The sequence below is a fragment of the Paenibacillus sp. Y859 genome (genome assembly GCF_056786405.1).
The window spans coordinates 114,433-137,477 of sequence record NZ_JBXCIZ010000007.1 but is presented as its reverse complement, the minus strand read 5'-3'; the positions used below and the strand labels follow the sequence as shown (position 1 = coordinate 137,477).

Genomic DNA, 23,045 nt, shown 5'->3' with positions numbered 1-23,045 from the left:
ACTGAACAAGTCATGGAAATTATTGAACACACTTTACATATTAAAGTGACACCAACAACGAGTAAGCAACCCTGCCCGATTTGCTGTTCTGTGGGCGAGGTCATTCAAAAAGGGAGTAACCCCGTTCGCCGTATCCGCCACCAAGAAGCTTTCGGTAAAATAATTTACATACTTGCCCCGGCCATGCGCTTATTTTGCAAGCATTGTCAGTATGGCTTCGTCTGGCAGTATGACTTTGTCGCTCCAGGTAAACGTTACAACCATGGATTCGAACAGCAAGCAATTCAGACTGCATGTGCTGCTATTCATGACTTGCCAACGAGTACACGCAAACCAAGCATCAGGAACTACAAAAGATCTTAGGTTAATCTTCTTCACTTCAAGGAGCTCATGCTTGGAAGGAAGCGTTCGGTGAGTGATATGATTCTACAGCAGAACGTTGGCCTTGATGCATGGCTCATTCAAGGCTTGAAGTTACAACATCCGGCTATAGCTGCTTGCATCAGAACGATTCAAAACTGGAGGACTGAAATCGTAAATTATCATCGATGTCGTTGGACAAACGCAGCAGTTGAAGGACGTAACAATCTAAATAATACATATAAGTAAATACCTTACAATTAAAATGACATACTCTCCGAGAAGATAGGATTAGACAGTCAAGAATGAGGAGTTTAGTTGTGATCAAGGGCATACAAATAAAAACCAAGGAATCATCCAAGACTTTACTTTATTATTACAATTAAAAAGCATCAATCCAACTAAATTGAGTTAGATTGATGCCGGATTTGAATATAATTATCTTACATTAGATGCTTGCGGTCCGCGAGCGCGATCAATATCGTCGAATTCAACTTCTATACCTTCATCCAATGATTTGAAACCCTCTGTTTTCAAGAAACCATCAATAGGATCATTCTTTAAGTAGCACGATCATTAGTGCCCAAATATCAAATTTAACATTCTTGATGACATCAGTTAATGATTTCAAATATATTGTGTTGTGTTCAATTACTTTAGAGAACGATTGGATAATACTAACTGCAATGTCCGGATTCATATGCTTGTTATCCGTTGCTACGCCCTGAATCTGAAATCTTAACATACTATACATTACAACAAGCAGTATATAGTCTTCCAAAATGTCGCGACTTTTTTTTGATAAAAATAATCTATCAAAAACTTGATTCACCAAATAGTTCTCAAGTATATAAGAATGTTCTTCAATAAATGGTGTGTAGTATTTGTTACAACCATCATTAAAGACATCTTCTATTGTTTGTTGATCCATTGTTTCTAATGAAAATACGCGATTAGTTTGTTCCGTGTATTTGACAAACCTAGGATGATTTATTTTACCTATTCTTGATATTCCCATCAATAATTCAATTTGAATATGGGTTACTTTTGGAAGACTCTCAAGTTGATGTTTTGTACTATTGGAATTCATTTTACTCTTGAAGTCATTAACAATACTAAGGATAAGTGATACATCTTCAGAGTTCGATACGGAATCTAGCTTTTCACAAAACATTCCTAAGAAGATCATTCGCTCGGAAACAATTAGTTCTCTATTTTGCAATATATCAATAATAAATGTTCTAACTTCCCAGAAACAACTATTCCATATACTATCCTTTGTATTGAGAGATACAATAGGACTGTATCTTGTATCAACTAACTCTTCTGTCATGTCAAATTCCATGATATCCCTATTAAGGAGAGCTAATCTAGCGATTTCTGGACATGACAGTTTTGCCGACAACTCCACTTGATCATCTACACGGTTAATCACACGTGGATAGGTAAGGCAAGTCTTGGATAAGTAATCTTCCCCATAGTTTAACTGTACCTCACATAACCCTTTATTCAAAAATCCGCAAACACCATCACTAGTTTGAATGCTAGCATACAAACTATCGTTTGTTTGATCTTTATTTTTTTTAACATGTTCGGTAATTTTTTTTGCCATATCTTTATTTTTTATTTGACGATATTTTTTATACGTTTTTTTATCAATGTTCACTCTCCATCCAGCACAGCAGGTATCTGAACATGCTGATCCAATACATTGAAATTCGTTCATATATTGTGGCTTCAGTACTCCTAATTTCTTTTTCATATGATGACTCCCCTTCACACTTCTATACTTCTGACTTTCAGCTATCTCTAGTATCATCTTATCAGACAATTTTCTGTTTACATGCTGGTGAATTATCGACAACAATTAACGAAATAAATCTTTCTATCATAACTTATATCGGTAATAATCTTACAAATATTAATAAAAATAAACAACCCTACTCCAAAATTCTGGAGTAGGGTTGTCTCATCACAACGAACTTAATTATACGTATAAACGATCGTATTACTTTCCTGTCCATCCGGATTGATCACTTTGATCTCTACAGCACCAGTGCCGGCTGGGACTAATGCACCAAGACGACTTACTGAACTAAATGTTACTTTAGTTGACTGAATATCATTGAAAAACACTATGCTACCATTCACGAAATTGGTTCCAGTTAAATAAATTGTATTCCCACCTTTTGCTACTCCACTGGAAACGTTACTTGATGTGATCTTAGGAGCTGGAACTACGGCTGGTGCTTCATAGGTAAAGATTGTACTAGCACTTTCACCATTACTTAAAGTAACAACTACCGGCACTTCACCATATATTGTACTGGCTGGTGTAGTGACTTTAACACGTGTAAAAGAAAAACTCGATGGATCTATTAATGTCACTATACCGTTTATTGTAACAACCATGTCACTTTCAAAGTTAGTTCCGTTAATATACAGACTCAATCCGCCTGCCATAGAACCAGTAGCCTTCGATAAACTTGAAATCGTTGGCTGGGTTAATGTATAGGTATATGATGCCGGTAAAGTAAATGTACCTTTGTCCAGGTTAATTACCGTTATACCCACTTGACCAACTGACAATGAAGGAGGCGCGGTAACCGTTAACCGTGAAGATGATGTTGACTTCACTACAGCTTCAACATCTCCAAAGAGAACTCTGATTCCACTCTTAAAGTTAGTTCCATTAATATAAACGTTATTTCCACCAAGTGTTAATCCCTTAACTGGAGTTAGCGATGTTACGATAACAGGTTCTGGTTGTGGTTCTTCATAAGTGTACGTAATAATCTCATTTGTTTGCACATTGTCAGGATTTACAACTTTTACCGATACCGTTGCTTCCGTATTCCACGCTGGAGTTACTACCTTTAATTGCGTGGTACTCACAAATGTTGTAGATAGTTCTACGTTATCAAAGAATACGACAGCATCCTTAATAAAGTTTTGACCCCTTAAAGTAACAGTTGTATTTCCTACTATAACACCTGTATTGGGAGTAATGGAACTTAAGATAGGAGCTGGCACCACTGGTTTAACATAGGTATAGCTAACTGGAAGAACACTTTCCTTAAGATCTGAGTTAACTACCTTAACATCAAATGTACCTTCCACTAGTGAAGCTGGTATCTCCACAGCTAAACGAGTTGACGATACAGTTTTTATATTCGCTTCTACATTGTTAACAAACGCTTTGATACCTGTTCTAAACCCCGAACCTGTAAAATAAGATGTATTCCCTCCAGCTATACCTCCGCTTTTAGGAGAAATTGATGTAATAACCGGAGCATCATACACAGGAACAGTGTAAGTATATGCCTGAGGCAAAGTTGCTTCTTGTCCATCAGGATTCACTAACTTAATATCAACGACACCCTCTGCACCTGGAGGAGCAGTAACCTGTATACGTTGCGAGGAAGAATAGGACTTCAATACAGCTTCATTACTTCCAAAGTATACTTTCACAAGTGGATCGATAATCACACCATTAATATAAACAGATAGTCCTCCGTCAGTTAAACCTGTAGTTGGAGTTATAGATGTTATCCCTAGCTTAGGTTGTTCTGCCTCTTTATAGTTGAAGCCAGAAGGAATTGTATATGCAGTCCCATCGGGATTAGTTAGAGTGATATCTACTAGTCCACTTATGGCACCAGCAGGTGTTTTAACCTGTAAGTAATTCGAACGCTGTGTTGTAATGGATCCGGCTTGATCACCAAACTTCACAGAGATTCCACTCATGAAGTAATTTCCATTAAATGTGACAGTTGTCCCCCCTTCGAGAGGGCCTTCATTTGGATTATACGATGTCACTACTGGATCAGCCTTATACTGATACCCACTCGTCGCGGATTGATTGTCAGGATTAGTTACTTTTACAACGACGGTTCCTTGACTTCCAACCGGCACCAGAACTTTTAGTGTCTTACCATCAACATAAGTAACTGTTTTCGATTCAATATTGTTAAAGAATACGCGAGCACCATCTTTAAACTTGTCGCCATTAATCAGAATTTCATTGCCACCAGTTGGGTGACCAGATGGTTCGACTATAGATGTAATAATTGGTGCTGGATATTTAACTTTAATTGTTTTGTTAGGTATTAATTTATCTCTCCATGCCCCTGCGAAGTCTTTATATGTTATATTCGCGGCTTGGGTAGCAACATTAAAGGTACCCGTGTCCTGTTGATTCTTTGGTCTGATTTTATAAGAGAAATTCAGTGTATCCATTTTAAGTTCTTGAAAACTCCAAGTAAGTTGATTACCAGTCACTACAGGTTTCGGAATGTTATGTTGATAAGAATCTGGAACAATCTCAAATTGATCCGCTACATAATCCGTAACCGTAACATCATAAGCGCTGGCCACCCCAATCTCCTTAACGATAGCAGCATAAATGTCACTAAGTCCTACAGACCCTAATACAAAATGATGATGCTTAGATGTAGTTGCCATATCCTTAAGCAATTTATTGGGACCACTTGTATCGGGATTATCATCTGTATTTAACAAAGCAATTGTATAAAATACAATCCCTTCTAACTTAGCCTTCTCTGCATTATCCAATGCACTTCCATAAGGATCCGGCTTAGGTTCTTGAGCTTCACCATCTGTTAATAAAACAATAACAGGTTGAGCTCCCTCGCGGGGTTCTCTAGTCAATTCTGCAACTGCTCTGGCGATTGCCGGTCCGGTTGCAGTACCTCCCCCATCCCGTAACGTATCTACATAAGCAACGGCAGCACTTGCGTCTGTGGTCAATGGAAATGTACTTATTTGGCTTTCAGAGCTATAATCTACTATACCAACGCGATGAACTGACAGGTCCATCAAATTGATAAATCCTTTAGCAGATTCTCTAGCCGCAACCATCTTGTCACCACTCATACTCCCTGACTTATCGATAACCAAGATAACATCATTAGGTCTTATTACCGATACCGGTGGAGTTCCCTGAACCGCAAGTTCAACGATTGCCTCACCTTCCGTTGTAATCTCTGCTGGTGATACTTGACGAGTAACTTGAACATAATCACTCGCAGCAGACACTGGTGTTGCAATACTACCAAATCCACTTAAGGTCATCAAGAAAACCAAAAGTGTTGCCATGCTCTTTTTAATTCGCATTTTATTCACTCCTCTTAATTATAAGTATCTAGCATAACTCCTGATTCATTTGCTAACATTTCGTACTTACTTTTAAAATGATTACTTTTCCGTAATTGATTGATTTCGCTGGAGACAATCGTATGCTGACGACTAATTTCATGATTAACCTGAAGTTCTAGCTGATAGCAAACCCGAAACTTCTCCTGAAGACTCTGTTTATCTTGTACTGACATAGTTCCTCTGCTACTATTTCTAAGTATGTCGACCAGTTCTGTCTGCTTCGAAGTGTATTCTTGATAATTCGATGACCAATCCTCATTGGACAGTATCTCATTCAAATATTGCTTGGTAATTTCAACGAGTGCTTGAGCAGTGATAACCAAATTATGAGAGTCCGTCATTTCTGTTTCACCATCTTGATCGCTTCATGCCACGTATCACGAAGTTCGATCACCATATCAATGATTTCCTGAAGAGCATCTACGTTCAATTGCATACTTACGAAGAGCAGACGTTCTTTAAAGTAATCATATAAAGAGAATAGGTTATTAGATATTTCAAACTCCATATCTAATGTTACTTGTAACTCATCAATGATATTAACGGCTTTAGTAATATTTATACTTTTACCCTCGTAATCCTTTTCTTCGATGCAAATAAGTGCTTGTTTAAGAAAACGAATGCAACCATTATATAACATCATAGTAAGTTCCTCTGGTGAAGCAGTTCTAATCTGGGTCTCATAATAACGGTTTACTCCTTGCTGCACGGCTGACTACCCCTTTTCATCAATTATTGCACCCACAACAATTTGTTGCAGTTTCACTACCAAATCAATCATCTTTTCCGGGGGAATCTCTCTTATAATTTCATTAGTCTCTTTATTAAAGACTTTAACTATAAGTTGGCCTGTAGACTTGTGAAGCTTGAATTCATAACGTTGCGGTGTTCCTTCAAGCGTTCGATTCACCTGATTAATCGCGTCTAAGACGGCCTTTTCGCTAACGCTCAGCCCCTGAGATTTGTCCTTCACTTGTAATTCCTGATGATGCGTACCTACATGTTGTGGAATGAATGGTGGCTTGTTTACTTTTGTTATCATGGTGTTAGGCAAGGGTGTAGTTATTCCATTTGATACACTCATCTTTACCCTCCTAGACTAGGATCCCATATTTTGCGTTAGAAAGCTCATTTGACTATTACTATTAGCCATCGCTTTCTCCATCGCAGCAAATTGCTTGTAGAACACATTCTCCTTCATAATCATCTTAGCTTCAAGCATCTTGATATCTTCTTCTAACTTACTAGATTGCTTTCCTAGTATGTTAGTAATATCACTATAGGAACCACCCACTTTCCCAGATTTCTTTGTGATATCGCTAATCGTAGTATTTAATTGATTGTACAGCTTTTGAAATAGACCCTCTTCGCCAGCTGTCGAAGATGTTCGGGTAAACATCGCTTCAACAGCTTGAGGATTTTCCTCTAGCCCTTTTATCAATCTTGATTCATCAAGGACAATTAATCCGGCTGCTGAAGAGAAATCCTTAACATTACCTTGGAAGGAAGCTGTTCCAATTCCAAAATCCAGCGGAGTCATCCCGTCGTTTCCTTTCTGTGATAGAAAGGATCGCGTAGTACGGGAGTATGTATCTAATATGGAATCATTCCTAAGTAATCCCTGTCGTGCCAGAACCTCCCAATTCTTGATATCTGCCTCGTTCATTTCAGATTTCTGATCACTTGTCAGCGGAGCATAACCTCGCGCGAGTTTCTCATTCGTTAGCTTGTTTACCAGCGTTTGGACTTCATTGTAAGCATTAACGAATTCCTTAATTTTATCCACTATAGCATTTGTATCACTAGAATTAGTAATCGTTACAGCTGACGATGTCTGCTGAAGTAGAGTATAGGTGACCCCATCTTGAGTGAAAGAATTACTCGACCGATCCGATTCAACTCCATTGATCACGACTTTAGCATCTTCTCCAGGTTTGACCGTTGCCCCGTCCATTTTAATTGCAGACAAAAAGGTACCCGTTGTATCTTCTGCATCAATCTTTGCTTCCTTCCCTGTCTGTTTAGAGATGAACACAAATTTATCCGCTGCAGAATCATAACTTAAGGCAACTCCTGCGGTCGACTGATTGACTTTATTAATAATGTTCTGGATCGTATCCGTCCCACTATAGGAGATATCCACTCCATTTATTGTCATTTTCATGTCCACTGATGCGACATCAGGTGCAGTTTTAAATTCGGATGCATTCTCTGCTAAGGACTTACTCAAATCCAACCCAGTTCCAGTAGTTACTTTGTCCGTACTTTGCTTATTAGCTTGAGTAGCCAAATTTTTAACTTCTATACTAGTCGTAACTTTGCTAGAGTTACTTCCGCTTACCTTTACGGCATTCTCATTGGATGATGCCGCTTTAACTGCCGAAAAATCTGTGCCAAATCTCATTTTATTAATATTATCTCTGAGTGTCATTAACTTGGAATTTACATCCCTATATAAATCCATTCGATATTCTGTGAGTGTCTTTTTTTGGATTTTATTCGTTAATGGCATCCTCTCTGCCTTCATCAATTCCTGGACTATTTTATCAATATCCATACCCGAGGACATTCCAGAAATACGAATTGTCATTTATCTCACCCCTCCGTTTTAGATTAAAGCCGAATTAGCCCAGCCTCTTCAATTAACTCCATGTATATCCACTTACTATATTAATTTCAAGATACTAATAATCCCTATTTCAATCTTTATTAAGAAAGGAGTCCACTATAAAAGTGGACTCCTACTAAACGCAAAGCTAATCCAATTAACGCAACAATTGCAGTACGCCTTGAGGCGCTTGGTTAGCTTGAGCCAACATAGCAGTAGAAGCTTGTTGCAAGATATTGAATTTCGTGTAATTCATCATTTCTGAAGCCATATCCGTATCACGAATACGTGATTCAGCAGCTTGAAGATTCTCAGCGGTTGTACCAATATTGTTATACATATGCTCTAGACGGTTCTGGAACGCACCTAACGTAGATCTCGCTTCGTTTACTAGTGTAATTGCAAGATCAATAGAGTCTAATTCAGTTATAGCATCAGCTTGATCCGCCACACCGCCCAATCCAAGGTCACTGACATCAATAGTAGTAAAATCAATTTCCAACTTTTGAGCTACTGCTCCACCCAATTGAATGTTAAGGTTTCCACCTTTTCCATTCAATAGTTCGATGCCATTGAATTCCGCAGTTTCTGCGATATTTGTAGCAGCTTTCACCAAATTATCATACTCAAGATTCATTGCTGCGCGATCATCATCGTTATATGTGCTACTTGCTGATTGAGTTGCAAGTTCCTTCATACGAGTCAACATGTCGGAAATTTCGTTCATTGCACCTTCAGCTGTTTGCACAAGAGATACGCCATCTTGAGCGTTACGCATACCTTGGTTCATCCCTTTGATTTGAGCACGCATTTTCTCAGAGATAGATAGACCAGCTGCATCATCAGCAGCACGGTTAATACGGAAACCGGAAGATAATTTCTCACTGGACTTCCCTTGTTGAATGTTGTTCAAAGTCAGGTTGCGGTGAGAGTTCATTGCGTTAAGATTGTGGTTAATAATCATTTGTTGTTCCTCCTTGAGTTTTTAAAATTTCACATCCATGTGAAGTAGGCTTTTCGCCTTACAATATATATATCGGTTATCTAGGACTAAAGTTTATAGCTATTTGAAAACATTTTTTTATTTTTATATTTTTAGTCTTTTTATCAGATTTGAATCCAAGGAAACTAAGGTTGCTTCACGATTATTCGCTTGAATCTCTTCTACTAGTTCCTTCCTCAAGATAACTACTTCTTCAGGAGCTTTGATTCCAATCTTGACACTGTCCCCCTCGATCGAAGATATATATATTTCAATCTCATTGTTAAGTAGAATTGACTGCCCTCTCTTCCTGGTAAGTACAAGCATCTATTCTACCCCCTCTTCCTTAGTATCTGTCATTATTAATGAACTGTTTGTCCGACAGTTCATCTTGTCTTGGAGCACATACTGGCTTCCAACCTGTTCATGAACATTAATAATTAGAGGCGCCAATAAGTTAAGGGTAGCTGACTCTATAGATTCCTTTATGGTGACTATACATAGAACTAACGTATCTTCTGGACTCCCCAACTTCAGTTTCTTCTTCAATACATCATCCAGTTGAATAGTATAGTTCGGATGCCAGTGAAACGGGGATGTGATCACAAATGAAATATCTGGATCTTCCATGCTCTTCAAATATGCAAAGTTTGTATCTTCAATCGCTTTAATCACAAACATATTTAATTCATCAAATCCTAATATACTTCCTTGGAAGGCGAGTTCTACTTGATTGAATGGTTTGTACATTTCAATTCCTCCTATAAAAAATTCTAAGACTATAGCTGTATAGCTATAGTCTTATTTCAACCGAATACATCATAATTTCTAACTGACATTTGTATACTATTCTGATTTACAAGGTAAATATTCACATTCCCAGGTTGATATGATGTTTGCGGCTTCTGAGGGGTATACTTAATATTTGTATCATGAAGACTCCAATTCATATTTATCTCAGCTGGTCTGTACTCAATATCTACGTTGTCCAATGATGCTTCTCCGTTATATTCAATATTAGATTGTTCCAAAGTACGCTGTAACATCATATTTGAGATCGAATTACCCGGTTTAGTGAAGTCAGCTAATCTGTTTCCCTCTTCGACCATTTGTGACACATGAATAAGAAACTCTTGATGGATCTGGCTTGAAATCATCCGAAGCCATTCCAGATGATCGCCTTTTCCGAGTGCCATCCAAGCTCTTGAGCTATCTATATCCAGTTGATCAGGCTGGGTGCTAACTTCCATGGCCGATGGGGTGGTTTGAATATCCAAGTCACCTCTAGACGACTGTATGTTTAATTGGGCCGCTTGAGTACTAATACCAATAGTAGCATACGTCTGTTGAATAGAAAGTCGTAAAAGATTCATAGCAAGACACCTCTACTCCATTTAGCATTACTTTATCGTAAATAGTCCAAGAGACTTACTTGCATAATCTTGGCACTGGTCGCCAACGAAGCTTGGTACACACTTTCATCTTGTTTCAACTTCATTATGGTTTCAGCATAATCTGCATCTTCCGTCTTGGCCTGCATATCGGTTAGATTCATCTCTAGATCACTTAACCGATTCGTTATCAGTTCTACTCTATTCGTCTTCGCCCCTATTTCAGAGCGCGCTTCATTAATTTTGGAAATACGACTCTTCAACAGGTCAAGTTCCACCTGAGCGGCTGTTTGATCACCTGCACCCATAGCTGTTTGCACTCTAGTTAAGATTCCAAACAAATTATCTGGGTCTGTAGGTTCACCAAACACGTCTTGACCCGTAACATTTATTGCTAGAGATGCTCCTTCTGTGAACTTATATGTTAAGCCAAACGTATCTGTAGTTTGGGTCTGAGCAATAGCAGCATCATACGGAGCTTGATCTGTAAATTGACCATTAAAAATATACTTATCATTAAGCTTAGTGTTTCCAAGGGAAATGATTTGTTCATAAATTTGCGTCACTTCGATTTTGACTGCATCCATAGCTTCCTGTGGATTCGTTCCATTCACTCCTTGAACTACTAGTTCATACGCACGTTGGGTGATGTCATTCACCTGACCTATAACCGTATCACTATAATCCAGCCAAGATACAGCGGCATCTGCATTCTTCTGATATTGCTCATTAATGGACAATTCACTGCGATATCGCAACGAATAAGTAATGCCTACTGGGTCATCAGAAGGTTTGTTCAACTTCATACCCGTGGATAGAATGTTCTGATTCTTATCCATGCTAACCAAATTTGTATTAATATTTCGCATCATCTGTAAATTCATCATACCTGGCGTAACACGTAATGCCATTTCCTTCGCCTCCTTATCTACCTACAATACCCATACTATTGATAACTTTATCCAAGTTCTGATCCATCGTCGTCATCAGACGTGAAGCAGCCCCGTAAGCATGCTGAAATTTGATTAAGTTTGCCATTTCTTCATCAAGGGATACGCCACTTACAGATTGTCTTCTAGATTCCACTTGATCCACTAGCAACTGATTGTTTCCGTGCTGGCGCAATGCTTCTCTGCTCTCAACTCCCAATTGCCCCATAATTGAACGGTAGTAATCGTTAATTGTCCCGTCTGTAATACCATTGTTACTTGCGATTGGATTAAACTTAAAAGAACCTTCTCTCAACTGCGACATAAGCAATGCAAGTGTGTTATTCCCCTTAACAGCTTCATCACCTGTTGCGCTTGTCAAGACACGTAAAGACGATGCAATCTGATTAGGATCCTTCTCAATAACCGTATTTAATTGAAAAGAAGCTGCTGTTAATGCTCCACCGCTGGAATTGAAAAACTCTACTCCATTTGTCGCAGGTGATGTAAGAACATAACCTAATTTATGGAGACCATTGATCCCATTGACTGTTGCAGTCAGATCTGTAGCTAAGGTGCGATTGGCACCGCTATAAGTAATACCATTCAATATGGTCCCTTCAGGTAATACTGAACCTGCTGGGATCGTCACTGTTACCTCACCATTAGCCATTGTATTAGCAAGTTGATCGAGTTGATCCGTATAATCTCTGACAATGACATCTCTAGACCTGATGGTTCCAAACATTTCACCACTAGTCAGTGTGTTACCTGCGTATGCTGTTTCCCAATTCGCTGCCGTTGTGAGAACGGAATCTCTTCCATTTACTAACTCCATACCACCCATAGTTACCCGATATCCGTCTTCCTCTTCAACTACGGTTGTATTTCCCATCCTCGATAATTGATCGATAATAAGATCCCGCTGATCCCGCAAATCATTAGCATTCTCTCTATATCCTTCTATTTTGTATATCTCTTGATTGAGACTCGCTACTTGAGCCGTTAGCGAATTGATATTGTCTGCATTTACAGATAAGCTGTTCGTTAAATCCGACTGCATATCCGATAATCTTTTGCTCATTTCATTAAATGCGTCCACTAAAGCCAATGCATTCTCTTTTACTATTTTTCTAGAGGTAACATTCTCAGGATCCTTACTCATCTCTGACCAAGATTTCCAGAAGTTATCAATGACTGTCGTTAACCCCGTATCAGAAGGTTCATTAAATAACTTTTCAAGTTTAGACAGTGTAGTCGCTTGCGCCTCCCACTCACCAAGTGAGCGGTTCACATCCCAGTACTGATCATCTAGGAATGAATCCCGAATTCGCTTGATGTAGGTTACCTCAACTCCAGTTCCTAATTGCCCGGGATTTGTAGACTTAAATAGCCCTGGCGCTTCTAGTGGTCTCGTAGCCGCCATACCCACAGTTTGGCGTGAATACCCCTGTGTACTAGCATTTGCTATGTTGTGTCCTGTTGTGTTCATCGCAGCCATCTGTGTAAATAAACTTCGCTTGGAAGTTTCAATGCCGTGGAACGTAGATGCCATTTATACCCCTCCTTAATTTTCTGCAAACTTAACTTCATACTAAACTTTGGAATCGAAGAAATTATTCTTCTTATAGCCTACTGACGGTTGCATCGGATTCTGATAAATCAATTCATCATCAACGCCTACAATAATATTTAATGAAAAATCAATGAAATGTAAGGATTGCTCTAGTAGTTGTTCAATGGTTTCATTTTGTTTCTTAAGAGATTGAACATGAAGGACTAATTGATCTCTAACCTTCAGTAATTTCTGTTTATCTTCAGGTTCGAATACAAGACGACTCAATTCCGTCACCGTTAGATTCAGACGCGATTTAATCCCCTTTTCTTTCAAAAATTCATCTACTACTCCTGTCCTTGTATCCTCTGTTATTGCAATTTGCTTTATCAACCGATTCTCTTGTGTCATTAAGCGTGTCAATTGTTCTATATCATTATCCACAATCGCTCGCTTCTTTTCATTCGCAGTGTTAATCAAGCATTCATGAAGTTCAATTAACTGCTCCAGCGTTGAGATGACCGGACCAATACTCACTCGATCTCACCCTCCTTTAAAATACGGCAGGAGCTTCTCAGCAATCTTACCCGCTTCAACATGATAGGTACCAGAAGATACGGCTTCCTTCAACTCCTGAATCCTCTCAGTACGTTTCGGATCCTGAACTTGATTATTCGCTTCTAGCATTTCCTGTGCCTCATTAGAAATTGATACCTGATCTTTTTGAAACTTCTTCTTATCTACATGATTCTCTCGAATGTCTATATTCCGTTGGTAAGGGTTCACCCCACTAATTCTTCCAGGCTCATTAATCTTCATAATCTTCACCTCACTGTTTATAAAAAAAGCCGATAATCTTTAATAAGTTTATCGGTCTCCATTGGAACATATTTAATAGCTGACAGCGTAATTAACTATTTATTGTATTTATCAATCGCACTATATACACGTTTAGCGCTACTATTACCGTCTTTTCTAGACTGCTCATTCTTAATAGATTGATCTAATTCCTTGGTTAAACGCGTTCTACAAGAGGGGCACATATTACCTTCTTGAATAAAGTTAGTCCCACATACTTCACATGGATAGCTAAGATTTGGAGCATCAATAACGGAGATACGTCCTTCTCGTATGAATTTGGTAATCTGTCGTATAGTCACTTCTGTCGCCTCTGACAGTTCAGTTATCGTAGATCCTCTATGTTCCCTTAAATAATCAGAACACAAATGATATTCATCTTCGATTCCCTTCGCACAATCCGGACAAATATCTCTAAAATTCATTGCAAAAAGCTTGCCACATCGCGGACAATTCCCAAGATTCATAGCTTCTTACTCCCCCGTTCCATATATTTCATATAACCTTACAATCTAGTATACATAGATTAACGTATATAAGCATAATCCGTCTATCTTTTAAGTATGACGAATTACCAACCCTTGTCACACTTGGCTTGATAATTCGTTCTAGAAATATCAAGATCGTGCCCACGTTAAGCTGTAGACCTCGACAGGATGTCCGATGAATTCCCCCGCTCCCCACAATACACCGGCACAAGCATTAATAGTACTTCCGGTCGTGTAGACATCATCGACCACAAGAATGCGTAACGGAGCATTACTTAATGATCTTTGACGTGCCTGAAGAATGTTATAGACCGTACTAATCATATCCGGATCACCACTAAAAGCATTCTGCATGTCGCGAATACGATCACTCCGACTCTTAAAGCTCTGTTTATCGGTATGTCGTTCCCTTATAAGCAATCTGGCAAAAGGAAGCCGTATAAGTTCTGCCAATCCTACAGCTAACACCTCAGCTTGATTAAACCCTCGTTCCTCTAGCCTAATTATACTGACAGGAACGCAGGTGATGACATCTATGGTCCATGGTGAGGCTCCCTTGGTCTGTCTGTGTTCATTTCGCATGCTAACGTAACCCTTACCCAGCATCATTACGAGTAGCGCGCTATATCTTTCATTCCCCCTATACTTATACTGTCCAAGCCACTCACGCATCATGGGGTTATACGCTACCACGCTCCGATTACACTCGAAGAAACGTTCATATCCATTCGTACGCGTACAATCCGGACAACCGATATGCCGACCGCAAATAGCGCAACGTGGTTGCCTAATCCATGGGATCACCCTGTAACAATCTGGACATATTCCATGAACATGAGTCGATCTATTACTCATTCTTCCACACGTGAGACAACCCGCCACTGCGGGAGCAAGTAAGCGATGTATAGGATCTAATATACTTTTCCAGGTCATATTGCTCTCCTCTCCAAATCATAGCTATCAATTACCAACTAACAACTACCAGCACCAATAGTTGCATATCGTGTATCTAAACTGAGCTAATTTGCTCTGGAGCTACTTTTAGTTGCATAACGTGTATCTAAATTGAGCCAATCTGCGCAGGAGCTACTTTTAGTTGCACAACGTGTATCTAATTACTCCAAAACCCCTACTTTTCACCGTAACCCTACTTTTAACTGATCTTTATGCAACTACTTCTCTCTTCCGGCCTTTTCTTCCTAAATTAAGTATCTTTTCTACAACTACGGCACTATAGCTATGGCGCTTGTCTCTTCTTGAGATGGTTAGTTAAATACCCACCCTTCTGCGCGATACGGTTCATTCCTTTGATCTGAGAAATAGCTCTCTTCTGCGATCTTGTCCATGCGGGGGAGGCTAGGAATACTCTACCTGCTGGATCATCTTTGGACCTTCCAGCCCGCCCAGCCATCTGTATTAGCGAGGCTTCATCAAAAAGACCGCTATCCGCATCGAGAATAAATACATCACTTCGCGGCACAGTTACTCCCCTTTCTAGAATAGTTGTTGTAATCAGCAACCTAATCTTAGTATCCCTAAAGGCTAATACCTTCTCCGCTCGTTGTGGGTCTACAGATGAAGTGCCTTCTATGTAAGTACCTGGTAAATAACGACGAAATAGCATCACCAACGGCTCAATATGGCGAATCCGCGAGACGAATATGAAACACTGCGCACCTCGCTGAATGGATTGTCCCAAGTTACGAAGAAGCTTGTCTGGAATTCGCTGCTGACTAAGACATTGCACTACAGATTTCATATCGAGTCGAGTAGGGACGGGCAGGGGATGTCCATGAAATCTCACAGGTACTTTGGCGTGAGAAAGTTTGCCGGAAGCTGCTTCTCTCTGTAATTGACGTGGGGGTGTCGCCGACAGGTACACGAACTTGCCCTCGGGTTTGCAAGCATTCTGTGCTGCATAGGCCAACATGGGATCATTATGATATGGGAATGCATCAATCTCATCAATAATGACGAGATCAAATGCCTGGTAGAAGCGCATTAATTGATGCGTTGTGGCTAACGTCAACATCCCCGGTCTCCAGCGTTCCTCACTGCCCCCATACAAGGTAACCACCGTCTCATCTGGAAAAGCTCTAGCTAATCTTGGTGCAAGCTCCAACACGACATCCCTCCGCGGTGTGGCGACAAGCACTCGCCCTCCAGCCTGCAGTACGGCATGCAGCAAGGGGAATATCATTTCAGTCTTGCCCGCCCCCGTAACCGCCCAGAGGAGAAAGCGCTCTGGCATTACCGGAGCCGAAAGTGAAGACAAAGATTGCATAGGGAGCATAGCTCCTGTGTTCGATGTGGGAATCGAAGGTGAAGGGATCGAAGGGACCATATGCCCCCCCGCTCCGCCCCCTCCGGGAGGCTTCGCTAGGAACTGCAACGCCGCGCCTGCGGCTGCGCTTTGCGCTGCACTAAGCCCCCACCGGCCCATGGCCTCGGTGGGGGAACCCCCGGCCGTGCCCCGCACGGCCGGATGCGCTGCTCCGCGGAGCAGCAGCGCACAAGCGCGGCTGCGCCCCATAGCGAGGCAGGCCTCGCAATAGGCGCACGCCGCGCTGCCGCACGAGGCGCATGCCGTGCGGCCAAGGGCAACGCTGCCACAGCGATGGCAGCGGAGGATCTTACGGCGGCGCTGCAGCCACGATGCGCCGCTACGAGGCACGGCAGCAGGCGCTACGCCTGCACCGAAGGTGAGCTGGCCCTGGAGATAGGCCAGCTGAGCGGCTGTGAACCAGGCTCCAGCCATGGTTGGGGCCGCTTCCGCTAGAAGTGCGTCCACTTCGGACTTTAGCAGAGAGCGCCCTCGGAGCACTTCTGCCAGCACTTCTGCCAGCACTTCTGACAGCACTTCCGCCTCTCGGAACACTTCCTGCACCAGCCCATCTTGCTGTAATCCTTCCGTTTCAGGCACTGCGTGCACTTTCGACATTGAATCTTCACAGAAATATTGTACGAGTGACGAAGACTTAGACGCCACTTCTTGAAGTTCCTCTTCAAGAACATCGCTGATAACCTGTTGCCACTGAGCAATAGTCCAAGCATCCATCCCTTTATCACGTAACTCCATCTGTTCAAGCTTCATCCCCCATCCCAAAGGAATTCCCTCCGCCAGAAGTACCATCCTACTTGATGAGCCTCTCGCTGCTCGTCTCCACCACGCAAAGTCCACTCTCACATCGAGAGAAATCCTCATCCTCCAGCTCTCAGCATTGCGAATCGCATACACAGCTACCTTCATTTTTCCACACCCTCTCTAATTTATTGCATTAAACTTTACAGGATGACTGAACGCAAAAAAGGCACATTCTCCCGGAATCCCGATCTTGGAGAGTGTGCTTCACACCTTATCACCTATACGATTGCTACCCGTCTTCAGACAACACCATTTACTAGCCTTACTAGCCTTGCACATAAGGTATACGTCCGGCCTCATGCGGTATTCTTAAATCGATTACTGTTGATCCTTCTAACTCTTCTTGTGATATATAGTCATAGCTACTGAGTACATCTTCATCTACCCTTGCACAGACCCTTACCGATAGATTAGATCCTGAGTACTCACTCATTCTGCGAATCATTCGCACCGTTTCATCACTTGATGCATGATCCACGATAAGAATGCGCACTTCCTGATTTCTAAAATAAGAAAACAACCAAAGTGCACGCACATACCATTCTACATGATTCTCATGATTAGAAGTAATAAATATGAACTGATTATCATATCCCTTCCGTCGATTGCTACTATCTTTATCGGTTGTCGCATGTACGCCATGAACGACGGCTATCGCTAATCCGTAAATGATAGCAATCCAAATACATTGGATGATCACGGAGCCTCACCTCCTTCTTTACCAACAATATATGCTGATACAGAAGGCTAGGTGACAAGATATACTCACTCTGCGCCCTTATGCAACTATCCCGGTCTTACTGCGGCTTGGGTCTGCATCAAGCTCGGGTGTCTTGTTGCCAGTAACGAGTAACGGGTTACATTTACCGGCTACAGCCTTACCCAACCATATTTAATAGCATTAATAACTGCTTGCGTGCGATCATCAACTTCCATCTTCTGCAAGACACTACTGACATGGTTCTTCACTGTCTTCTCACTAATAAAGAGATGTTCAGCAATCAACTTATTACTCTTACCCTCAGCCATAAGACGTAACACTTCTGCTTCACGGCGAGTGAGTGGATTATCTTCTCCGCCCACAAACTTAACTCCAGCTTCTTCCATGGTAGACTTCTGATTCATTGCACCAGCTTCATTAACGAAGGTCATTCGACGCAACTGCTGAATAAGCTTCCCCGTTACTTTAGGATGGATAAAGGCATGACCCTGATGCACCGAACGAATCGCATTAATGAGGGACTCCGCCTCCATATCTTTCAGTAAATATCCATTGGCGCCTTTGCGCAACGTCTCAAACACATAGCTCTCATCATCATGTATAGACAAAATGATAACCCTAATATTGGGGAATATCTCTCGAAGCTTCTCGGTTGCTTCCACACCATTCTGCTCAGGCATATTAATATCCATGAGCACAACGTCGGGTTGAATCTCATTACAGAATTCTAGTACGTGGACACCGTCACTACATTCTCCGATGACCTCCATATCTTCCTCCATATTCAAGATCCGTTTCAGACCTTCACGAAACAATTGATGATCATCAACCAAGAGTACTTTAATGGTTTCTTTTCCAGAACCTCTATTTGTCATTTCGTCACTCCTTTCTCTTATCTACATTAGTAGGGATATGAATGGTGATTTTCGTCCCTTCTTTTAGTTGAGATTCGATCTCCATCCTACCCTCAAGGAGTTCTGCCCGTTCACGCATGCCTACTATACCGAAATGTTCATTTTTCTTTTGTTCCAATAGTTCGGGTTGAAACCCACATCCATTATCCTGTACAGCTATCTTCACGATTTGCGCCTGAAATGTCAATTCTACAACCACATATGAAGATCCAGAATGCTTAGCTACATTCGTGAGCGCTTCCTGCACAAGACGATAAATAGCCGCTTCCATTGCTGAGGTGAGTCTCCGTTCGTTCCCTCTCATTTCAAGTAAAGTTCGAATTTTTGTTTTCTCTTCGAAATCATAAATGAATTTACGGAGTGTAGGGATCAGACCCAAATCATCTAGAGCCATCGGTCTTAAATTAAAGATCACTTTGCGCATTTCTTCAAGACTAGCTCGTACTTGTCCCTTAAAATCTACTATTTCGTCTCCCACCATCTTAAATTCCTGCTTCTTTAACATTCTTTCAACAATTTCAGTTCTTAGAACTAGATTGGCTAGTAATTGAGCAGGCCCATCGTGGATTTCACGGGCAATTCGTTTACGTTCTTCTTCTTGAGCAAGAATAATCTTCAGTCCTATGAGCTGACGACTCTTAGCATTCTCGATGAAACGACCAACTTGGCTTATTTCACCAGACAAATACTCCTTTACCACACTCATTTGCGATCCAATACTCTCCGCACGTGTTACTGAACTCTCTACGTTCCGAATTCTCTGCTTTAACTCATCACGTCTGGCTTTGAGATACATCTCTTTTTCACGATATATGATTAGATCGAGTTGGAGCCGCGTTGCCTTCTCATAGGCCTGTCTAATATCCTCTTCCTTAAAGCGAACAAAGTCACGACTGACTTCCGTCAGACGAATACGAGATCGCCGATAACTTAACTCAAGCTGGTCTACTTTTTCTAAAGTCACCTGAGTTTCCTTCACCACGTACTCCAACTCACTCTTCATCGTATTCAACTCATTACGAGCACTTTCCATAATCTCGAATATTTGATATTTACTATTCTCAACTGCATCAATCGCATTCTTAATAACCTGATCAATAGCCTCTGCTTGAAAACCCACTTCAGCTCTACCCCATTCCAACTTTACCGTTATTAACTATTCCATATTATAGCATAATTACGATTCGATGGTGATCGTCTTCGTATTCTGATCCCAATTCACAATTAACCCCAGTTGTTCAGATACTAGACGTAATGGCACTAGCGTTCTACCTTGCGTAGTGAACGGCGCTACTGCCGCTGTAAACCTTTTTCCATTGAGTATAAATTCCTTCTTGTTCACTGTAAGATCTAATAATTTACCTCCACGTAGTACCGTAATACGCTGATTAGCAGCGTCCCAATTCGCACTTCCTCCAGCTGCATCTAGTACGAAACGAATCGGCACATACGTCGTATTACTCTGCATTATTGGTGCAACATCCATCGCTATCTTCTCGCCATTAACAGTCATCGATTTCTGTCCAATAACCATCGTTGCTGTTCCTTTAGGGAGAAGTGCCTCACTGGATAATGAAGGTATTGTAAATTGAATATTGTCAAAAGCAACCGAACCGCTCAACGCACGTTCATCCTGTCCTTCTCCTACATTAACGACATATAACCGCTTCAACTGTGCTGGGTATTGAATATTCAATCCGCTCAGATCGATGTTCAGATTCTTCCATCCTTCCCAATCAATCACCTCGGCTAGATCAACATAAACCGTCTTACCCGTCTTATCTATAAGCTCAGCACGAAGCCAATTCAAACTGTTATCCCCTTGAACATCCACTGACATCGATGTTGCAGGAGCCGAAATAGCTTTACCCGTCGTACCATTTATTTGTGCATAAGCGTACATTTTACCAGTTCCCTGGGTCATATCATATTGAAGACTTAGTACTTTGGAATTCGAGCGATCTCCACTTCCTTGCGTAATGTTTGCAGATCCCATCACCTCAGCCACATTACTGGTAAATTGAATAGGATAACTCGTATTCTCGAAATCTTCCCACATGCTATTCGCAGCTTCCGAGAGCACAATCACGGTACTAAATCCATTATATCGACCAATCGCATAACCGACCTTCGCGTTTGCATTTACGGAAGTCACCGTCAAATTGTCACCTTGTACATTCCCTTTGAATCCAACAAATTCCCATTTCAATGCACTAGCAGAGATTTGTATACTTTGTCCATTCTTTGTAATTGCCGTTATAGGAATTGATACGGTTGTTCCTGCGCTCAGAGGCGCTGTTGCATTAGCCGTGGTCAGACTCGTGAGTTCATCTGCCCCAAGAACGCTTACCTCCATACTTGTTTTCACATCACCGCTTATCGCCGTAATCGTCGTTGTTCCGGGTTGTACACCTATGATCTTACCACCACTGACTTTCACATTACCATTACTAGACTTCCAGGTAGGAGTAATCTGTGTGAGATCCATCGGATTATAGTAGGTATCATAGGCTTTTAGAGCATAAGCAGCTTCTTGACCAATCAAGAGTGATGAGCTGCCACTAATCTTAAATCCTTTCAATTGACCTTGTGGAGCCGTACTGAATACACCGAGGGCATTCACAATACTACGCTGCACGGTGCCATATTCCGTATTAAATGTTAGTGTCGCGTTATTCTCAGCTAAAGGGCGGGTTACCATCGTAGTAGAACCACCACCATCCAGATTCATCCCTTTCCACACACCTATCTTCACCATGAAAGCCTGTAGCTCGGATAGCGACATTCCTGAACTGTTGCTGTTATCCTCCGCTGTTACGATATAGGCATATCGTCCATCTTGCGAATAACCCAAGGCGGTACGAGCACGGTAGCCACCAATAGTTGCAACATCTCTTGTGAAACCAGATGCCTTGCCGCCATTCACCAGAAGGGTATGTCCACCAATCATCATTTGTAGACTCGTAGGGTCGACCTCTTGGCCTGTCGTTTCCGATAGAAGTGAGGAACTCACATTCACTGCCTGCCCTACGACTAAATTGGTGTTAGTGAATTCGGCAGCCGTTCCATGCGCACGAAGAATGTAGCCATCTTCTGGTACAGGTATTAGCAATGGCGATTTATAAGATATATCTGTTACGATTCCATTCTGTACAAGAACTTCCGTAGCCGTTGATGAACTATCAACAGGACGATCCAATGACTTCCAACTACTTGTATACATATACATTTTATTAACATGACTATAATTTGTGCCTGTTCCTTCTGGATAGTAGGCTGTCTTATTCACACCTGATAAAGGGAATGTTTGTCCATTATCTGCTGTTACGGAACCTTTGAATTCATATTCATCAATCATGGGTTTACCGTCTTTGGACACTGTAAAAGAATACATACCTTTCAAATCTGCTGGTGTAGCCAGCAACACACCATCTGTAATCTGACCGCCTAATGGTGCCCATTGCGCCCCTAGCCCACTTGTAATGTAATAATCCCCATTCACCGCAGCTACAGCACCATTCTCTTTGGCCATGGCTAGAGTGCTTTGTCTAGTCGTAAACTGACCACCCACACCATTCATGACATCCATTTTCACATTAGAATTGTGTAGATCCACACGAATGACGTCAGCGAGCGTAGTCACCTGCTTACCAGAACGAGTCGTAGTAAACTTATATTTGTATAGAATAGCTCCAGAAGTAATGATGTCTTCTCCGATCTTAGTAACCGATTGCGAAGCAGCATTAACAACTGATCCTTGGAATGAACTATATATTGGAAATCCACTACCAACAACGGGGCCGATCCATAATAAACCCGCCATTGTAACAATAACCCACTTCTTACCTGTAGCGTTAACCACTCTTTTTTGCATTTGTTGTAAATCTCTCTTCATTATTTATGTAATCTCCCATCT

Annotated in this window: 24 protein-coding genes; 2 read left to right on the top strand and 22 right to left on the bottom strand. The window is 41.2% G+C overall.

Annotation, left to right across the window (positions count from 1 at the left end):
* The first annotated feature begins 12 nt into the window (after positions 1-12).
* Together AC1TO8_RS15815 and AC1TO8_RS15810 are read left to right on the top strand one after the other, a co-directional pair.
* The gene (locus tag AC1TO8_RS15815) at positions 13-363 is read left to right on the top strand and encodes a hypothetical protein (RefSeq protein ID WP_482056587.1); all 351 of its coding nucleotides are present in this window, start codon (positions 13-15) and stop codon (positions 361-363) included.
* Between the two features lie 57 nt (positions 364-420).
* Positions 421-609: a transposase gene (locus AC1TO8_RS15810; protein ID WP_482056664.1), complete on the top strand. Its 189-nt coding sequence runs from the start codon at positions 421-423 to the stop codon at positions 607-609.
* Between the two features lie 189 nt (positions 610-798).
* Here AC1TO8_RS15810 and AC1TO8_RS15805 read toward each other — a convergent pair whose 3' ends face one another.
* The 22 genes from AC1TO8_RS15805 to AC1TO8_RS15700 form a co-directional block, all read right to left on the bottom strand.
* Entirely contained in the window at positions 799-897 is a 99-nt protein-coding gene (locus tag AC1TO8_RS15805) for a cold shock domain-containing protein (RefSeq protein WP_482056586.1), read from the bottom strand.
* Between the two features lie 16 nt (positions 898-913).
* The gene (fliB, locus tag AC1TO8_RS15800; RefSeq protein ID WP_482056585.1) at positions 914-2,122 is read right to left on the bottom strand and encodes a flagellin lysine-N-methylase; all 1,209 of its coding nucleotides are present in this window, start codon (positions 2,120-2,122) and stop codon (positions 914-916) included.
* Between the two features lie 221 nt (positions 2,123-2,343).
* Entirely contained in the window at positions 2,344-5,496 is a 3,153-nt protein-coding gene (locus AC1TO8_RS15795; protein ID WP_482056584.1) for an IPT/TIG domain-containing protein, read from the bottom strand.
* A gap of 14 nt (positions 5,497-5,510) precedes the next feature.
* Positions 5,511-5,879, bottom strand: a complete 369-nt coding sequence (locus AC1TO8_RS15790) for a hypothetical protein (protein ID WP_482056583.1) — start codon at positions 5,877-5,879, stop codon at positions 5,511-5,513.
* Positions 5,876-6,247: a flagellar export chaperone FliS gene (fliS, locus tag AC1TO8_RS15785; protein ID WP_482056582.1), complete on the bottom strand. Its 372-nt coding sequence runs from the start codon at positions 6,245-6,247 to the stop codon at positions 5,876-5,878. Before fliS ends, AC1TO8_RS15790 begins: the two co-directional genes overlap by 4 nt.
* A gap of 6 nt (positions 6,248-6,253) precedes the next feature.
* On the bottom strand, positions 6,254-6,622 hold the full coding sequence (locus tag AC1TO8_RS15780) for a flagellar protein FlaG (protein WP_482056581.1): 369 nt from the start codon (positions 6,620-6,622) through the stop codon (positions 6,254-6,256).
* 15 nt (positions 6,623-6,637) lie between these two features.
* The gene (gene fliD, locus AC1TO8_RS15775; protein ID WP_482056580.1) at positions 6,638-8,128 is read right to left on the bottom strand and encodes a flagellar filament capping protein FliD; all 1,491 of its coding nucleotides are present in this window, start codon (positions 8,126-8,128) and stop codon (positions 6,638-6,640) included.
* A 175-nt stretch (positions 8,129-8,303) separates the two neighbouring features.
* Positions 8,304-9,110 carry a flagellin N-terminal helical domain-containing protein gene (locus tag AC1TO8_RS15770; protein ID WP_482056579.1) on the bottom strand — a complete coding sequence of 269 codons (807 nt, stop codon included), beginning with the start codon at positions 9,108-9,110 and terminating at the stop codon, positions 8,304-8,306.
* A 123-nt stretch (positions 9,111-9,233) separates the two neighbouring features.
* A complete protein-coding gene (gene csrA, locus AC1TO8_RS15765; protein ID WP_482056578.1) occupies positions 9,234-9,455 on the bottom strand; it encodes a carbon storage regulator CsrA in 222 nt (73 codons plus the stop codon).
* Positions 9,456-9,878, bottom strand: a complete 423-nt coding sequence (gene fliW / locus AC1TO8_RS15760) for a flagellar assembly protein FliW (protein ID WP_482056577.1) — start codon at positions 9,876-9,878, stop codon at positions 9,456-9,458.
* A 56-nt stretch (positions 9,879-9,934) separates the two neighbouring features.
* A complete protein-coding gene (locus AC1TO8_RS15755; RefSeq protein ID WP_482056576.1) occupies positions 9,935-10,501 on the bottom strand; it encodes a DUF6470 family protein in 567 nt (188 codons plus the stop codon).
* A 32-nt stretch (positions 10,502-10,533) separates the two neighbouring features.
* Positions 10,534-11,430, bottom strand: a complete 897-nt coding sequence (gene flgL, locus AC1TO8_RS15750) for a flagellar hook-associated protein FlgL (RefSeq protein ID WP_482056575.1) — start codon at positions 11,428-11,430, stop codon at positions 10,534-10,536.
* A gap of 13 nt (positions 11,431-11,443) precedes the next feature.
* Complete coding sequence (gene flgK, locus AC1TO8_RS15745; protein WP_482056574.1) at positions 11,444-13,003, bottom strand: flagellar hook-associated protein FlgK; 1,560 nt, start codon at positions 13,001-13,003, stop codon at positions 11,444-11,446.
* A 39-nt stretch (positions 13,004-13,042) separates the two neighbouring features.
* Positions 13,043-13,540 carry a flagellar protein FlgN gene (locus tag AC1TO8_RS15740; RefSeq protein WP_482056573.1) on the bottom strand — a complete coding sequence of 166 codons (498 nt, stop codon included), beginning with the start codon at positions 13,538-13,540 and terminating at the stop codon, positions 13,043-13,045.
* Positions 13,541-13,546: 6 nt separating this feature from the next.
* Positions 13,547-13,822 (bottom strand): flagellar biosynthesis anti-sigma factor FlgM, encoded by a 276-nt coding sequence (gene flgM / locus AC1TO8_RS15735; protein WP_482056572.1) that lies wholly within the window; start codon positions 13,820-13,822, stop codon positions 13,547-13,549.
* A gap of 95 nt (positions 13,823-13,917) precedes the next feature.
* Positions 13,918-14,328 carry a TIGR03826 family flagellar region protein gene (locus tag AC1TO8_RS15730; RefSeq protein WP_482056571.1) on the bottom strand — a complete coding sequence of 137 codons (411 nt, stop codon included), beginning with the start codon at positions 14,326-14,328 and terminating at the stop codon, positions 13,918-13,920.
* Between the two features lie 150 nt (positions 14,329-14,478).
* A complete protein-coding gene (locus tag AC1TO8_RS15725; RefSeq protein WP_482056570.1) occupies positions 14,479-15,282 on the bottom strand; it encodes a ComF family protein in 804 nt (267 codons plus the stop codon).
* A gap of 304 nt (positions 15,283-15,586) precedes the next feature.
* Positions 15,587-17,599: an ATP-dependent helicase ComFA gene (locus tag AC1TO8_RS15720; protein ID WP_482056569.1), complete on the bottom strand. Its 2,013-nt coding sequence runs from the start codon at positions 17,597-17,599 to the stop codon at positions 15,587-15,589.
* A gap of 160 nt (positions 17,600-17,759) precedes the next feature.
* On the bottom strand, positions 17,760-18,194 hold the full coding sequence (locus AC1TO8_RS15715) for a hypothetical protein (protein WP_482056568.1): 435 nt from the start codon (positions 18,192-18,194) through the stop codon (positions 17,760-17,762).
* 170 nt (positions 18,195-18,364) lie between these two features.
* A complete protein-coding gene (locus AC1TO8_RS15710; RefSeq protein WP_482056567.1) occupies positions 18,365-19,090 on the bottom strand; it encodes a response regulator in 726 nt (241 codons plus the stop codon).
* Positions 19,091-19,094: 4 nt separating this feature from the next.
* Positions 19,095-20,249 carry a sensor histidine kinase gene (locus tag AC1TO8_RS15705; RefSeq protein WP_482056566.1) on the bottom strand — a complete coding sequence of 385 codons (1,155 nt, stop codon included), beginning with the start codon at positions 20,247-20,249 and terminating at the stop codon, positions 19,095-19,097.
* A 57-nt stretch (positions 20,250-20,306) separates the two neighbouring features.
* On the bottom strand, positions 20,307-23,024 hold the full coding sequence (locus AC1TO8_RS15700; RefSeq protein WP_482056565.1) for a stalk domain-containing protein: 2,718 nt from the start codon (positions 23,022-23,024) through the stop codon (positions 20,307-20,309).
* Positions 23,025-23,045 lie beyond the last annotated feature (21 nt).